The organism is Thiobacillus sp. SCUT-2 (assembly GCF_035621355.1).
GTDB lineage: Bacteria > Pseudomonadota > Gammaproteobacteria > Burkholderiales > Thiobacillaceae > Thiobacillus > Thiobacillus sedimenti.
Map to the genome: position 1 here is coordinate 2931883 of NZ_CP141769.1, position 15742 is coordinate 2947624.

Here is a 15742-nt window from a genome sequence, read left to right on the forward strand (position 1 = left end):
CCCGGGGCCCCTGACGTTCTTCGACGACCGCTTGACGGATGCTTGCCGGACCCTACTATCCCCGCTCGTTCACCATCCTCGTCATCGTCGCGATGGGCGTGCTGATCGTGCCGCTCGCCAGCGGCCTGATCAACGTGGTGCACGTGCTGCAGGGGGTGGTCGACACGCAACGCGAGTTCACCCGCACCAGCCTCGCCGTCACGCGCGACGTGCGGCAGATCGTCGAATCGGTCAGCCAGCTCCAGCGCGCCGCCGGCCAGTACCACCTGCTGCAGGACGCCGAATTCGGCTCGGCGCTGCGCGAGAGCTACGATGACCTGCAGACGCGGATGCAGGCGCTCGGCGGCCGGCTCGACGACGACCGCTCGCGCGCGACGCTGGCCGCGCTGCAGGCGCGCAGCCGCACACTCTACGGTGAACTGAGGCCCGGGCGCTTTCTCGACAGCGACCAGTTCCACGCGCTCGACCCCGCGTTCGAGGCCCTGCACGACACGTCGCGCACCCTGCTTGCGCAGGCCGACGCGGCGGTGCAGCACGACCTGCAGCAGCTGGAGGCGACCGTGCAGGCGACGCGGCGGCGGCTGATCCTGCTCGCGCTCGCGCTGATTCCGCTGACGCTGCTGCTCGCCGCCGTGTTCTCCTGGATGATCAACCGCCCGGTCAAGCAGCTGAAGCGCTCGATCCAGCAGCTCGGCAAGGCCGACCTCTCCCCGCTTCCGGCGATCAGCGGGCCGCAAGACATCGTCGAACTGGGGCGCGAGATCGATTGGCTGCGGCAACGGCTGCAGGCGCTGGAAGAGCAGAAGCTGCGCTTCCTGCGCCATGTGTCGCACGAACTGAAGACGCCGCTCGCATCGCTGCGCGAGGGGGTGGCCCTGCTGGGCGACGAGCTTGCCGGCACCCTCAATGCCCGCCAGCGCAGCATCGTCGGCATCATGGACAGCGGCAGCCGCGAGCTGCAGAAGCGCATCGAGGACCTGATCCGCTACGGCGGCATGGTGCGCGACGCCACGCTGCCGCCTGCCACGCCGCAGGCGCTGGACCCGGTGCTCGACGCCGTCCTGGCGCGGCAGCGGCTGGCGCTCGACGCCCATCATGTCCGCGTGGAACGCGAGTTCGGCACCCCCACCGTGCACGCCGATCGCGCCCAGCTGGAAACCGTCCTCGACAACCTGTTGTCCAATGCGGTCAAATTCAGTCCCGAGGGTGGCCGCATCCTGGTCAGGAGCGAACCCGCCCCCGGGGCGGTGGTCGTGTGGGTGTGCGACGAGGGGCCCGGCATTCCGGAAGCCGAGCGCAGCCGCATCTTCGAGCCCTTCGTGCAGGGCGCGCGGCAGCCGGCCAGCGTGGTCAAGGGCAGCGGGCTCGGGCTGTCGATCGTGCGGGAATCGCTGATCGCGGCCGGCGGCAGCGTCGAGGTCGCCGACCTTCCGCCCTGGTCCACCTGTTTCCGTTTAACCTGGCCTGCGCCGCCATGACGCTCAAACCGATTTTCCTTGCCGGACTGCTGCTGACCCTGGGGGCCTGCGCCCTGCCGCCCGCGTATCCGTCTCTCCCCATCCTGGGCGATCAGAGTGCCTCGACGATGCTGGGCGAGCTGGCGCGCGTGGACACCCTGGCGCCCGCCCAGCGGCGCCGCGAAATCGCCGCCCTGGAGAACGAGCGCAGGCTCGACGCCAGCCGCCGCTTTCAGCTGGCCGCGCTGCTGGCGCGCGACGACGCGAGCGACTCGCTCGAGCGCAGCCTGCAGCTGCTGAACGGTCAGGTCGAAACCGACCCCCGCAGCCAGGCGCTGCTCGACCTCATGAAGCGCGCGCTCAAGTCCCGCATCGAACTCGGCCAGCAGACCGCCCGCGCGGCGGAGCTGCAGGGCAAGCTCGACCAGATCAAGGCCCTCGAGAAGACGCTGCAGCAACGCAGCACGCCCGCGAAATCGCCATGAAGAAGCCCGCCATCCTCGTCGTCGACGACGACGCCGCCCTGCGCGAACTGATCACCCTGCGGCTCGAAGCCAACGGCTTCGCGGTCGACACCGCCGACAGCGGCGAGGCCGCGCTCGCGCATCTCGCCCTCGCCCGCCCCGACGCCGTGCTCACCGACATGCAGATGAACGGCATGGATGGCATGGCGCTGTTTCGGGCGATCCACGCCCGCGACCCGTCTTTGCCGGTCATCATCCTGACGGCCCACGGCACGATCCCCGACGCCGTCGCCGCCACCCAGCAAGGCCTGTTCGGCTACCTCACCAAGCCCTACGACGCGCCGACGCTGGTCGATCTGCTGAAGCGCGCGACCCGGCTCGCCGGCAGCAGCGCCGAGGCCGGCGACGAGAGCTGGCGCAGCGAGATCGTCACGACCAGTCCGGCGATGAACGTTCTGCTCGCGGAAGCGCGGCTTGCCGCGCGCAGCGAAGCCGCGGTGCTGATCCAGGGCGAGTCGGGCACGGGCAAGGAACTGCTGGCGCGCGCGATCCACCGCGCCAGCCCGCGCCACGCCAAGCCCTTCGTCGCGATCAACTGCGGCGCGATCCCGGCCGAACTGCTCGAATCCGAGCTCTTCGGCCACGTGAAGGGCGCGTTCACCGGCGCCGGCCGCGACCACCCGGGCCTCTTCCTCAGCGCCAACGGCGGCACGGTGTTTCTCGACGAGATCGGCGACATGCCGCCCCCGCTGCAGGTCAAGCTGCTGCGCGTGCTGCAGGAAGGCGAGGTGCGGCCGGTCGGCGCGCTCGAGGCGCGCGCGGTCGACGTGCGCATCGTCTCGGCCACCCACCGGGACCTCGACGAGGCCATCGCCCAGGGCGAGTTTCGCGAGGACCTCTACTACCGGCTGAATGTGGTCAACCTGGTCCTGCCTTCCCTGCGCGAGCGGCGCGAGGACATCCCGCTGCTGGCCCAGCATTTCCTCGCGCGCCTGACCGAAAAATACCAGCGCCGCATCCACGGCTTCGCCCCGGACGCGCTCGACATGCTGACCGCCGCCGACTGGCCGGGCAACATCCGGCAGCTCCACAACGTGCTGGAGCAATGCGTGGCCCTGTGCACCACGCCGACGATTCCCGCCACGCTGGTGGCACGCGCGCTGCGCGACAAGCCGGCGGACATCCAGCCGCTCGCCGAAGCGCGCGCGGCCTTCGAGCGCGACTACCTGATCAACCTCCTGAAGCTCACCCGCGGCCAGGTGAGCGAAGTGGCCCGCCTGGCCGGGCGCAACCGCACCGAGGTCTATCGGCTGCTGCAGCGCCACGATCTCACGCCCGCGCTGTTCAAGGACCGCGACGACACCGCCTGAGTGTCGGGCGGAGACGACGTCGTCTCCCCACAAGGGCGACGCTGCGCCCACGCGACGCCCGCACGCCGCTGATTCACAAGACATTTGTTCTCTGGCACAGCCCGTGCATCGGGGCCGTCACGGCGCGTGGCGCCTTGTTCAATGCTTGCGGGAGAACACCATGTTCGGATGGGCCATTTCGTTTCTGGTCGTCGCCATCGTGGCGGGCGTTTTCGGATTTGCGGGCGTCGCGGGCACCGCGGCCTGGATCGCGCGGATGCTGTTCATGGTCGGGCTGGCCTTGTTCGTGGTCCTGCTCATCACCGGACGGCGCCCCCCGACCATCTGACCCTGTCGACCAGCGCGAATGTCGCGGATTGCCGACAGCTTAAGGGCGTCAAAACAAGGACTTAAGGGATGGGCCCGCATTTGTCGCCCACAGGCGACAATAATCCCTGAAAAGCCCGCGAGCGTGCCCCGTCCAACCGGGACGGAATGCAACAACACATTGATTTTAAAAATTAAAACAAAGCTGGCACGGTCGTCGCTCCAAGCTCCCTCGAGTGCATCGGCATTCGCATCACGTCACTAAAGGAGATAGACATGAAATCCTTCAACCATCGCCTTCTGGCCCTGACCCTTGCCAGCATGGTCGGTACCGTCGCCATGGCCTCGTCCCTGGCCGCGCCCACCCTGCCCGGCTTCAAGCGCTACGACAGCAACGGCGACGGGTTTGTCAGCCAGGAGGAATTCAAGGCCCAGGGCGGTCAGGAGCAGGCATTCCGCGCGGGCGACGCCAATCACGACGACCGCCTCGACCGCGACGAGTTCGTCAAGGCCAGCGCCACCAACGACCGCATCAAGGCCGGCAAGTACGTCGACGACGCCTGGATCACCGCCAAGGTGAAAGCCCTGCTGCTGAAGGACGAGGGCGTGAAGGGGCTGGACGTGAACGTCGAAACCCACCAGGGCACGGTGCAGTTGTCGGGCTGGGTCAACAATCCGGTCCAGATCGCGCAGGCCGAGAAGATCGCGCGCGGCGTGGACGGCGTGACCGGGGTCAAGAACGACCTCATGGTCGCGCACTGACAGCCCCTTCCCCGGCCGGCGTGCATTCCGCCGCCGGCCGCGCGATCCCACCGACGCAGGAGAATGACATGGCCAAGACGACGGCACACCTCGACGACGAACACATGATGCTGTACGAATGGAGCGGGGCCGGCACGGGCGCCGCGGGGCTCGTTCCCCGCCGCTCCAAGCGCACGCATCCCTGGCACGCCTCGTACGCGGTCCTGGCGCTGCTGACCAGCCTCCTCACGCTGGGCGGATGCAGCGGAAAGGACGCGACCGAGCAGGCCGGCGAACAGGTCGACCAGGCCCTGCGCGAACAGAAGGCGCAGCCGGACGCGGCGCCGCCGATCCCCGAGGCGACACCCATGGAGCCGGCCCCGGGCACGCCCCCGCCGGCCGGCTCGGCCGCTGGCAGCGCGCCGCAACAGCCTTGAGGTCCAGCGCTCCTGGGCCTGCCGCCGCGATTTCGCGGCGCAAAAGAAAACCGGGCGCACTTGCGCCCGGTTCGCTGGGTCTGGCCGCAGTCAGAACTTGTAGCTGTACATCAGCTGCCAGTTGACCTGGCTGTGCTTGATGGTCATGCCGTTGTTGCCCTGAGGCGGATTGGGGCCGGTGCCGGTGACCGACACTTCCGGCGCGTAGCTGAGGCCGAAGTTGATCTCGGACTGCTTGCTGACGGCGTAGCCGAAACCGGCGGTGTAGTGGTTCTCGACGATCGCCGGCCAGAGGTAGTTGACGTAGGTGTCCGGGATCGGATTCTTGCCGTAGTTGTAGCCGACGCGCCCGGTGAAGGCGTCGCTGAACTTGTAGGCGAGACCGAGCGACACGACGACCTGGTCTTTCCAGTCCTGCTGGAACGGCATGGCGCCGCCATTCGGCATATGGATCGTCACCGTGTTCATGCTGCTGCCCCACAGCACGTCCTTGACGTCTGCGGCGACCATGAGGCGGTCGTTCGTCTGCCACGCGAGCCCGAAACCGACCATTGCCGGCATGTCGAAGCCTTCGACCCTGTACCCACCCCCCTTGAGGTCCGGCAGGTTGCCGGCGGTCTGGTAGACGCCGCCGACCGTCAGCGCGTCGTTCAGCTTGTAGGTGAAGCCGAGCTTGCCTGCAAGGCTGTAGCCCTTGGCCTTGCCGGTGAAGTCGCTGTTGTCCTTGAATTTCATCGACCCCATGACCAGATCCATGCCGGCCCAGACGAGGTCGACGCTGCCGCCGACGGTAAAGCGATCGTTGACGGCATAGGCGAGCGGGAAGATCACGCGGCCAACACCGACCTGCGCCATGTCGCCGTTGGCGTACTCGGTGCCCATGCCGCCCTGGCCGTAGATGCCCGCGCCATAGGTCAGCTGGCCCTGCTTCTTCACGAAGCCGAAGGCCGGCATGTAGAAGGCGTCCGCCTTGGAGGTGCCCATCCCCGAGGAATTGACGTCGGGGCCCACGAAACCGAGCATCGCGTCGATGCGGCTGCCTTCGGGCATCAGGGCCAGCGTGGCGGGGTTGTTCGCCATGGCCGCCGTGCCGTTGTCATACGCCATGGCGGCGCCACCCATGCCGGCGGCGATGGGGCCGTAGCCTTCCATCAGCATGCCGTTGGTGGCGAGGGCAAGGGCAGGCACGGTCATGCCCACCGCGGCGAACGCGGCCGCGAGTTTGTTGGGGTACATCAGGGGTCTCCTACGACGGGTTGTGATTAAGCAAAGCGGAAAATTCTAATTCAATTAAATACGCGGGCTGCCTTGCGGGATCCGGCAACGCCATCAAAGAAGACGGGGGATGTGGCAAAAAAACGGCAGACGGACGAACAGACTTCGTATCTGCAATATCGGCAGCGCGCCGCAAAACTTGAGCCCCGCACGCTTACATTGCGTTACATGTCGTAACCTGCGGCAAACACGTCGCTAACACGCAGCCTTTAGAGTGCAATTGCCCCGCGGCGGAACGGCCCGTCCGGGCCCCCAACCAGACAGGAGCCTTCCATGAAGTCCACGCCCAAGACCGTTTCCCTTGCCACGCTGATCCTTGCGTGCCTCGGCGCCACCGCCGCCCACGCCCACACTGGATGGGCCCCTCACAGCCCCGGCACCCTCATGCATCGGAGCGACGCGTCCGCTGCGCAGATCGAGGCGCGCCAGGCCCAGCAAGGTCAGCGCATCCGCGCCGGCCTGCGCGACGGCAGCCTGACCCCCAGCGAATTCCGCCGCCTGATGGCCGAACAACGCGACATCGCCGCGATGAAGCATGACTTCCACGCCGACGGCGTGCTCGACGGCCGCGAATTCCGGCGTCTAAACCGTGCACTCGACGACGCCGGCCAGGCGATCTGGCGCGAGCGCCACGACGGCCAGGTACGCACCGCCTACAAGGCCCCGCGCTTCGAATAGCGCGTGGCCGACGACGCATCGACATCTGTTCACACCCAAGGAGCACCCTATGAAATCCGGCTTCACGCTTACCCTCGCCGCCCTGGTCGCCAGCGCCCCCGTCTGGGCCGACCCGCCGCCCCATGCGCCCGCATGGGGGCATTACAAGAACCACCGCGCGCCGCACCGCCCGCGGGACGCCCGCCCCTTCGCCGGTCGCAGCGGCGCGCTGTACGTCCGCGACTACGGCGTCTACGCGGGGCGTTGCGACCGCGACGCGATCGGGACGGTGATCGGCGGCGTCACGGGCGCGGTGATCGGCAGTCAGGTCGCCGACCGCGAGGATCGCGCCGTCGGGATGGTCGTCGGTAGCGTGATCGGCGCGGTCGTCGGCCACGCGATCGGCGACAGCATCGACGCGCGCGACCGCGCATGCATGGGCCAGACGCTCGAACTCGGTCGCCCCGGCGTCCCGGTCGCCTGGCGTCATGACGGCGATGCCTACCGCTTCACGCCGCGCGGCGACGCGGGTGGCGGCTGCCGCCACGCGTCGCTCGCGGTCGACGGCCGGCGCCCCAGGGACGTGCTGGCCTGCCCGGCCGGGCGCGGCGAATGGCGCTTCCGCGACAGCTGATACGCCGCGCCGCCGGGGCCGGCACGGTCAAGCCTGCTAAAATGCCGGCTTTGCGTCCCGGCCCTGTATTGCGGCCCCTGCCATGTCCGTCCTCAAGAACGATACCTTCCTGCGCGCGCTGCTGCGCCAGCCTACCGACTACACGCCGCTGTGGCTGATGCGCCAGGCCGGGCGCTACCTGCCGGAATACAACGCCACCCGGGCCCGTGCCGGCGATTTCCTGACGCTGTGCAAGACCCCCGATCTCGCGACCGAGGTCACGTTGCAGCCGCTCGCCCGCTACCCGCTCGACGCCGCGATCCTGTTTTCCGACATCCTCACCGTGCCCGACGCCATGGGCCTCGGCCTCTACTTCTCCACCGGGGAAGGCCCGCGCTTCGAGCGCCCGCTGCGCGACGAATGGGAGATCCGCGACCTCTCGGCGCCCGATCCCACCGACAAGCTCGGCTACGTCATGGACGCCGTGCGCTCGATCCGCCGCGCGCTCGACGGCGCGGTGCCGCTGATCGGCTTCTCCGGCAGCCCCTACACGCTCGCCTGCTACATGGTCGAGGGCGGCAGTTCGGACGACTACCGCCACATCAAGACCATGCTGTACAGCCGTCCCGACCTGCTGCACCGCATCCTCGAGGTCAACACGCAAGCGGTCACCGACTACCTCAACGCGCAGATCGAGGCCGGCGCGCAGGCGGTGATGATTTTCGATTCCTGGGGCGGCAGCCTGACCCCGCACGCCTACCGCGAATTCTCGCTCGCCTACATGGAACGCATCGTCGCCGGCCTGATCAAGGAGCGCGAGGGCCGCCGCATTCCCAGCATCATCTTCACCAAGGGCGGCGGCAACTGGCTGGAGGCGATGGCCGCGATCGGCGCCGACGCCGTCGGCCTCGACTGGACGCTCGACATCGGCGAGGCGCGGCGCCGCGTCGGCAGCCAAGTGGCGCTGCAGGGCAACCTCGACCCCTGCGCCCTGCATGGCACGCCGGACAGCATCCGCACGGAGGCCCATCGCATCGTCGACAGCTTCGGCAACCACCCGGGCCATGTATTCAACCTCGGCCACGGCATCTCGCAGTACACCGACCCGGACAACGTCGCCGTGCTGGTCGAGGCGGTGCACCGCCGCAGCCGCGCGGTGCGCGCCCCCGCCGGAAACTGATTTGCCACCCGGAACAATCGAAAATCTCGAATATTCCGGCTATAAAAATCGACTTTTCACTGAGTCCGGGTTTGCCTCACCATACCCGGTCTCATCGACCTTACGGAGCTTCCCGGTGAAAACCTTTCTGATCAGTCTGTTCGCCCTATTCCTCGGCTTTGGCCTCGCCGCGCACGACGCCGAAGCCAAGCGCCTCGGCGGCGGCAAGTCCTTCGGCATGCAGCGCACCGCGCCCGCCCGCCAGGAGGCCGCTCCCGCCCCGCAACGCGCCCAGCCGGCCGCCACACCGGCGCAGGCGACCCCGCAGAAACGCAGCTGGATGGGCCCGATCGCCGGGCTCGCCGCCGGCCTCGGCCTCGCCGCGCTGGCCTCGCACTTCGGCTTCGGCGAGGGCATGGCCAATTTCCTGATGCTCGCGCTCCTGGCGATGGCTGCGTTCATGCTGATCCGCTTCCTGATGCGCCGCAGCGCGCCGCAACCGGCGATGCAATACGCCGGCATGCCGCAGGCCGCGCCTACCGCGTTCGATGCCGCACCCGCCGGACCGGCCGGCGGCAACCTCGACGCGAGCAGTTTCCCGCCCGGCTTCGATCCGGCGGCCTTCACCCGCGAGGCCAAGCTCAACTTCATCCGCCTGCAGGCCGCGTACGACGCCGGCAACCTCGACGACCTGCGCGCCTTCACCTCGCCCGAGGTGTTCGCCGAACTGTCGATGCAGATCGCCGAGCGCGGCAGTAGCGCCCAGATCACCGACGTGATGTCGCTCGACGCCGAGGTGCTGGAGGCCGCCGACGAGCCCAACCGCCATGTCGTCAGCGTGCGCTTCACCGGCCAGGTACGCGAAGCCGAAGGCGCCACGCCGGTCGCGCTCGACGAAGTGTGGCACCTCACCAAGCCGGCCAACGGGCCGGGCGGCTGGGTGATCGCCGGCATTCAGCAGGGGTAAACCCCGCAAAAACAAGGCGTTGCGCGCACGATGCCCGCGCAACGCCCGTATTTTCGGCAATAGAAGCATTGACTTATGCACATTTTTGGCGCAGGGGAACTTTTTTGAAGGCCCCATCTTGACAGCGGCCTCATGTTTGTAAGTCTATGAAATATTGGACATTGCGGGCGTGCCTGCTTTTTAGCCCGCAACGGTAGTGCGCCTGAATACGGGCATTTGAGGGCTGTCGCCACAAATCACCCACAAAATTATCCACAGCTTGCGTGGACAACGTGGAATAATCCTTTCCCAACAGCCACTTAGCCTCCGCCCCCGCTCCGGAACCCCAGCATGCCGTCCATCCTCCAGGTCGCGCTCGACACGCCGCTCCACCGGCTGTTCGACTATCGCCTGCCGGATGCGCTGGGACCGGTGCGGGCGGGCAGCCTGATCGAGGTTCCGTTCGGCCGCGCCCGCCAGGTCGGCATCGCGCTCGGCGAGTCGACTCACAGCGAACACGCCGGCAAGCTGCGCGACGTCCTCCGCGTGCTCGACGACCGCCCGCCCTTGCCGCCGGCGATCCTGCGCCTGGCGCAGTTCTGCGCCGACTACTACCACTATCCGCTCGGCGCGATCCTGCTCGCCGCGCTGCCGCCGCGGCTGAAGAACGCGACGCCGTTTGCGCCCGACACCCCCTGGCTGACGCTCACCGACGCCGGACGGGCCGCCGAGCCGTCTCCCCGCGCCCGCGCGCAGCGGGCCCTCCTGGATGCGCTGCGGGCAGGCCCGCTGGCGCGAGAGACGCTGCGGGCACGCAAGCAGGACCGCCACGCCGCCCTGCTCGTCACGTCCGGCTGGGCAGCGTGGACGCGCGCCGCGCCGATCCCGCAACGGGCGCCCACGACCGCCCCCTGCCCCCCTGCCACCGCGGAACAGCAGGCAGCGCTCGACGCGCTGCTGCCCGCGCTCGGCACGTTCGGCGTCCATCTCGTCCACGGGGTCACCGGCAGCGGCAAGACCGAGCTCTACCTGCGCCTGATCGATGCCGTGCTCGCCGGCGGCCGGCAGGCGCTGGTGCTGATCCCCGAGATCGCCCTGACGCCGCAGCTGGAGCAGCACTTCCGCACCCGCTTTCCCGGCCGCCGGATCGCGACCCTGCACAGCGGACTGAGCGAGACGACGCGGGCGGAGAACTGGCTCGCGGCGCCGGACTGCGACGTCCTGCTCGGCACCCGCCTGTCGGTGTTCGCGCCGCTGCCGCGGCTGGGCCTGATCGTGGTCGACGAGGAACACGACGGTTCGTTCAAGCAGCAGGACGGCCTGCGCTATTCGGCGCGCGACGTCGCCATTGCGCGCGCCAAGCAGGCGGACCTGCCGGTGGTGCTGGGCTCGGCGACGCCGTCGCTCGAGAGCTATGCGCAGGCGCTGAGCGGCCGCTACCGGATGATCGAACTCAAGGCGCGCGCGATCAGCGTCGCCCGCCTGCCCGATGTGGAACTCGCCGACCTCAGGCACCTGCCGCAGGAGCATGGCCTGACCCGCCCCGCCCTGGCGGCGCTGACGGAGACCCTTTCGCGCGGCGAGCAGAGCCTCGTCTTCCTCAACCGCCGCGGCTATGCGCCGGCGCTCTACTGCCCGAGTTGCGCCTGGGTGTCGCCCTGCCCGCGCTGCTCGGCGCGACTGGTGCTGCACCGCACCGCGCATCGGCTGAGATGCCACCACTGCGGCTACGAGGAGCGCATCCCGCACGCCTGCCCGAACTGCGGCAACCCCGACCTCAAGCCCCTCGGACAGGGCACGCAGCGCCTCGAGGAGACGCTCGCCGCCGCCTTGCCCGCCGCGCGCATTCGCCGCATCGACCGCGACACCATGCGCCCGCGTGCCTGGGCCGAACTCGGCGAAGCCGTGCGTGCCCGCGAAGTCGACATCCTGGTCGGCACCCAGATGCTGGCGAAGGGCCACGACTTTCCCGACATGACGCTGGCGCTGATCCTCGACACCGACGGCGCGCTCTACAGTCCGGACTTCCGCGCCACCGAACGTTTGTTCGCCCAGCTGATGCAGGTGGCCGGCCGCGCCGGGCGCGCCGACAAGCCCGGCCGCGTGCTGATCCAGACCGCCTTTCCCGACCACCCGCTGTTTCGCTACCTGCAGCGCCACGATTACGCCGGCTACGCGCGTGAACTGCTCGCCGAGCGGAAGCAGATGGAGCTGCCGCCCTATGCGCGCCAGGTGCTGATGCGCGCCGAGGCGACGACGATGGACGCCGCGCTGGCCTTCCTGCAGCGTGCGGCCGCCCTCGCACCCGAAGTCCCCGAGGTCAGCGTGTTCTGCGCGACGCCGGCGCCGATGGCACGCGTCGCCAACCTCGAACGCGCGCAATTGCTGGTGCAGTCGGCGTCGCGGCAGGCGCTGCAGGCCTTCGTGCGCGCGTGGCGGCCGCAGCTCGAGACGATCAGGCCGCGCATCGCGCGCTGGTCGCTCGACGTCGATCCGCTGGTGTTCTGAAGCGCCGGCCCGGCCCGCCGGTTTTGAGGCCCCCGGGCGCGGCGCTTATAATCGCGGGCTACCCATTCCCCCCGAAGGCCCGCCCGCCTTCGGTCCGCTCGATCGACATGTCCAGCACGCATCCGCTCAAAGACCAACTCGCCCTGCTGATCGGCAGCGCCCTCGAGACGCTCGCGCCCGACGCGCCCGTCAGCCTCGACATCGAACGTCCCAAGAACCCCGCCCACGGCGACTTCTCCAGCAACGCCGCGATGCAGCTGGCGCGCCCGCTGAAGCAGAACCCGCGCGAGCTGGCGCAGAAGATCCTCGTCGAACTCCCGAAGTCGCCGCTCGTCGCGAAGGCCGAGATCGCCGGTGCCGGCTTCATCAACTTCCACCTCACGCCCGCGGCCTGGCACGGCATCGTGCCGCGCGTGCGCAGCGAACGCGAGACGTTCGGCCGCGGCGATGCCGGAAAGGGGCACCGGGTCCTGGTCGAATTCGTCTCCGCCAATCCGACCGGCCCGCTGCACGTCGGCCACGGCCGCCAGGCCGCGCTCGGCGACGCCATCTGCAACCTCTACGCGGCTCAGGGCTGGGACGTCTACCGCGAGTTCTACTACAACGACGCCGGGGTGCAGATCGCCACGCTCGCCGCCAGCGTGCAGGCGCGCGCGAAGGGCCTCAGGCCCGGCGACGCCGCGTGGCCGGAAGCGGCCTACAACGGCGACTACATCGCCGACATCGCTGCCGATTTCCTCGCGAAGAAGACGGTGAAGTCGGACGACCGCGAATTCACCGCGTCGGGCGACGCGGACGATCTCGACTCGATCCGCCAGTTCGCGGTCGCCTACCTGCGCCACGAGCAGGACCTCGACCTCAAGGCCTTTGCGGTGGCCTTCGACCACTACTACCTGGAATCGAGCCTCTACACCGACGGCCGCGTCGCGGCGACGGTGCAGAAGCTGGTCGACGCCGGCAAGACCTACGAACAGGATGGCGCGCTGTGGCTTCGCACCACCGAGTACGGCGACGACAAGGACCGCGTGATGAAGAAGTCCGACGGCAGCTACACCTACTTCGTGCCGGACGTCGCCTACCACGTCGCCAAGTGGGAGCGAGGCTTCGAGCGCGCGATCAACATCCAGGGCACCGACCACCACGGCACCATCGCCCGCGTGCGCGCAGGCCTGCAGGCCGTGGGGCTCGGCATCGCCGACGGCTATCCCGACTATCTGCTGCATACGATGGTGCGCGTCATGCGCGGCGGCGAGGAGGTGAAGATCTCCAAGCGCGCCGGCAGCTACGTCACGCTGCGCGACCTCGTCGAATGGACCAGCAAGGATGCCGTGCGTTTCTTCCTGCTGAGCCGCAAGGCCGACACCGAGTACGTCTTCGATGTCGACCTGGCGCTCGCGAAGAACAACGACAACCCGGTGTACTACGTGCAGTACGCGCATGCGCGCATCTGCCGCGTGTTCGAGGAATGGGGCGGCATGGCCGACGCGCTCGACCATGCCGACCTCGCGCCGCTGACTTCGCCGCACGAAATCGCCCTGATGCAGCGCATTGCCGAATACCCCGAAGTCGTCGCCGGCGCCGCGAAGGAGCTGGCACCGCATCTGCTCGTCCACTACCTGCAGATGCTGGCCGGCGACTTCCACGCCTGGTACAACGCCGAGAAGTTCCTGGTGGACGATCCGGCCACCCGCTTCGCGCGTCTCGCCCTGGCCGACGCCACCCGGATCGCGATCGTCAACGGCCTGGCCTTGCTGGGCGTGTCGGCCCCGGAGAAAATGTAAGCCATGGCAAAACCCGCATCCCGCAACAGCGGCCGCTCGGGCGGCAAATCCCGCAAGGGGAGCTCGATCTTCACCGGTGTCCTGATCGGCCTGATCTTCGGGGCCCTGCTCGCCGGCGGCGTGGCGCTGTGGATCACCGGCAGCAATCCTTTCACGCCCGTCCGGGATGCCGTCGAGCCCGCCAAGGCGGGCAGCCATGCCGGTTCCGGCACGCCCAAGCCGGCCCCGGCCGCCGCACCTGACACGGCGCCCAGCTTCGACTTCTACAAGGTGCTGCCGGACAACAGCGGTGGCGGATCGCTGCCCTCCGCCGCCCCCGCACCGTCCACCCCGGTCTTCTACCTGCAGGCCGGCGCATTCCAGAAGGCCGACCAGGCCGACAACCTGAAGGCACAGCTCGCCCTGCTCGGGGTCGAGGCCAGCATCCAGACCAGCGAGGTCGCCGACAAGGGCGTGGTCCATCGGGTGCGGATCGGCCCCTTCCGCAGCATGGCCGACGTCGATCGCACGCGCAGCCTCCTCGCACAGAACAAAATTGCCGTCACGCTAGTCAGAGAAGTTCCCACCCAACAGGAGACGCCCTGATGTTGATCCGCGCCTTGGCTTTCGTAGCCGCCGCAGTCCTGTCCTTTTCCGCCGTCGCCGCTCCCGAGGAGATCTTCGAGGGGCGCGACTACACCCGGGTGAGCGCGCCTCAGCCGGTCGCCACCGGCAAGAAGATCGAGGTGCTGGAGTTCTTCTGGTATCGCTGCCCGCACTGCAACGCGCTCGAACCCGGCCTCAACACGTGGCTGAAGAAGCTGCCCAAGGACGCGCAGATTCGCCGTGTTCCGGCGGTGTTCCGGGACGACTGGATGCCGGGCGCGAAGATCTACTACACGCTCGAGCAGATGGGCCAGCTCAACCGGCTGCATGACAAGGTATTCGAGGCCTATCACGTCGAGAATCTCAATCTCAACGAGCCCGGCGTCCTCGGCAGCTGGGTTGCCAAGCAGGGCCTGGATCGCAAGAAGTTCGAAACGATCTACAATTCCTTCTCGACCCAATCGAAGGCCATGCAGGGCTCGCAACTCGCCACGACCTACGGCGTGATGGGCGTGCCGGCGTTCATCGTCGACGGCAAGTACGCCACCTCCGAGTCGATGACAGGCAGCGAGCCGCGCCTGTTCGAAGTGCTCGACCAGCTGATCGCGAAGGCGCGCAGCGAGCGCGGCGGCAAGCACGCCGGCCGCTGATCGCGGATTCGATTCACGCCCGCCACCCGATTGACTAAGCCGCTGCGCGTCTTCATCACCGGCGCGAGCTCCGGTCTCGGCGCAGCCTTGGCCCGCCATTACGGCGCCGCGGGCGCACGGCTCGGGCTCGTCGGCCGGCGCCTCGACGGCCTTCGCGCCACCGGCGCCGGGCTGGATGCACGTCTCTATCAAGCGGACGTTCGCGATGCGGCCGCCATGCAGGCTGCGGCGGCCGCCTTCGTGCGCGACGTCGGGGTGCCCGACATCGTCATCGCGGCGGCGGGCATCAGCGTCGGCACGCTGACCGAGATGGCCGAGGACGCGCCGGTCTTCCGTGCCGTGATGGATGCCAACGTGCTGGGCCTGGTGCACACCTTCCAGCCGTTCCTGGCGTCGATGCCGCCCGGCGGCGTCGTATGCGGGATCTCCAGCGTCGCCGGCGTGCGCGGCCTGCCGGGAGGTGGCGCCTACTCCGCGTCGAAGGCCGCGGCCACCGTCTACCTCGAAGCCCTCCGGCTCGAAATGAAGGCGCGCGGCATCGCCGTCGTCACCGTCGCGCCGGGCTACATCGACACCCCGATGACCCGGGTCAACCCGTATGCCATGCCGTTCAGGATGACGGCCGAAGCGGCCGCCGCGAAGGTGGCGCGCTGCATTCGGCGGCGCCGCGCCTACGCCGTGATCCCATGGCAGATGGCCTGGGTGGCACGCGCGATGAAATGGCTTCCGACCTCGTTGTTTGATTTATTATTCGAAAAGGCGCCGCGCAAGCCGCGCGGTCTGCCGACATAAT

Annotated in this window: 16 protein-coding genes; 15 read left to right on the forward strand and 1 reads right to left on the reverse strand. The window is 68.6% G+C overall.

Going from position 1 to position 15742, the window contains the following annotated elements:
- Positions 1–38 precede the first annotated feature (38 nt).
- The 6 genes from VA613_RS14545 to VA613_RS14570 all read left to right on the forward strand — a co-directional run bounded on the left by VA613_RS14545 (position 39) and on the right by VA613_RS14570 (position 4775).
- Positions 39–1478 carry a HAMP domain-containing sensor histidine kinase gene (locus VA613_RS14545; RefSeq protein ID WP_324779737.1) on the forward strand — a complete coding sequence of 480 codons (1440 nt, stop codon included), beginning with the start codon at positions 39–41 and terminating at the stop codon, positions 1476–1478.
- Complete coding sequence (locus tag VA613_RS14550) at positions 1475–1942, forward strand: hypothetical protein (RefSeq protein WP_324779738.1); 468 nt, start codon at positions 1475–1477, stop codon at positions 1940–1942. The genes VA613_RS14545 and VA613_RS14550 overlap by 4 nt, the downstream gene beginning before the upstream one ends.
- Entirely contained in the window at positions 1939–3291 is a 1353-nt protein-coding gene (locus VA613_RS14555; protein WP_324779739.1) for a sigma 54-interacting transcriptional regulator, read from the forward strand. The genes VA613_RS14550 and VA613_RS14555 overlap by 4 nt, the downstream gene beginning before the upstream one ends.
- 160 nt (positions 3292–3451) lie before the next feature.
- Complete coding sequence (locus VA613_RS14560; protein ID WP_324779740.1) at positions 3452–3619, forward strand: DUF1328 domain-containing protein; 168 nt, start codon at positions 3452–3454, stop codon at positions 3617–3619.
- Positions 3620–3873: 254 nt separating this feature from the next.
- Positions 3874–4359: a BON domain-containing protein gene (locus VA613_RS14565; RefSeq protein ID WP_324779741.1), complete on the forward strand. Its 486-nt coding sequence runs from the start codon at positions 3874–3876 to the stop codon at positions 4357–4359.
- A gap of 68 nt (positions 4360–4427) precedes the next feature.
- The gene (locus tag VA613_RS14570) at positions 4428–4775 is read left to right on the forward strand and encodes a hypothetical protein (RefSeq protein WP_324779742.1); all 348 of its coding nucleotides are present in this window, start codon (positions 4428–4430) and stop codon (positions 4773–4775) included.
- Positions 4776–4865: 90 nt separating this feature from the next.
- Here VA613_RS14570 and VA613_RS14575 read toward each other — a convergent pair whose 3' ends face one another.
- Positions 4866–6011, reverse strand: a complete 1146-nt coding sequence (locus VA613_RS14575; RefSeq protein ID WP_324779743.1) for an OmpP1/FadL family transporter — start codon at positions 6009–6011, stop codon at positions 4866–4868.
- A 312-nt stretch (positions 6012–6323) separates the two neighbouring features.
- Between VA613_RS14575 and VA613_RS14580 the strand changes: the two genes are divergently transcribed.
- The 9 genes from VA613_RS14580 to VA613_RS14620 all read left to right on the forward strand — a co-directional run bounded on the left by VA613_RS14580 (position 6324) and on the right by VA613_RS14620 (position 15741).
- Positions 6324–6728 (forward strand): hypothetical protein, encoded by a 405-nt coding sequence (locus tag VA613_RS14580; protein ID WP_324779744.1) that lies wholly within the window; start codon positions 6324–6326, stop codon positions 6726–6728.
- Positions 6729–6777: 49 nt separating this feature from the next.
- Positions 6778–7341, forward strand: a complete 564-nt coding sequence (locus VA613_RS14585; protein WP_324779745.1) for a glycine zipper 2TM domain-containing protein — start codon at positions 6778–6780, stop codon at positions 7339–7341.
- Positions 7342–7423: 82 nt separating this feature from the next.
- Positions 7424–8500: a uroporphyrinogen decarboxylase gene (gene hemE, locus VA613_RS14590; protein WP_324779746.1), complete on the forward strand. Its 1077-nt coding sequence runs from the start codon at positions 7424–7426 to the stop codon at positions 8498–8500.
- Positions 8501–8615: 115 nt separating this feature from the next.
- Positions 8616–9446 (forward strand): Tim44 domain-containing protein, encoded by an 831-nt coding sequence (locus VA613_RS14595; protein WP_324779747.1) that lies wholly within the window; start codon positions 8616–8618, stop codon positions 9444–9446.
- A gap of 330 nt (positions 9447–9776) precedes the next feature.
- The gene (locus VA613_RS14600; protein ID WP_324779748.1) at positions 9777–11933 is read left to right on the forward strand and encodes a primosomal protein N'; all 2157 of its coding nucleotides are present in this window, start codon (positions 9777–9779) and stop codon (positions 11931–11933) included.
- Positions 11934–12040: 107 nt separating this feature from the next.
- On the forward strand, positions 12041–13714 hold the full coding sequence (gene argS, locus VA613_RS14605; RefSeq protein WP_324779749.1) for an arginine--tRNA ligase: 1674 nt from the start codon (positions 12041–12043) through the stop codon (positions 13712–13714).
- A gap of 3 nt (positions 13715–13717) precedes the next feature.
- The gene (locus VA613_RS14610; RefSeq protein WP_324779750.1) at positions 13718–14299 is read left to right on the forward strand and encodes an SPOR domain-containing protein; all 582 of its coding nucleotides are present in this window, start codon (positions 13718–13720) and stop codon (positions 14297–14299) included.
- Complete coding sequence (locus VA613_RS14615; RefSeq protein WP_324779751.1) at positions 14299–14949, forward strand: thiol:disulfide interchange protein DsbA/DsbL; 651 nt, start codon at positions 14299–14301, stop codon at positions 14947–14949. Before VA613_RS14610 ends, VA613_RS14615 begins: the two co-directional genes overlap by 1 nt.
- 30 nt (positions 14950–14979) lie before the next feature.
- Positions 14980–15741, forward strand: a complete 762-nt coding sequence (locus VA613_RS14620; RefSeq protein ID WP_324779752.1) for an SDR family oxidoreductase — start codon at positions 14980–14982, stop codon at positions 15739–15741.
- Position 15742 lies beyond the last annotated feature (1 nt).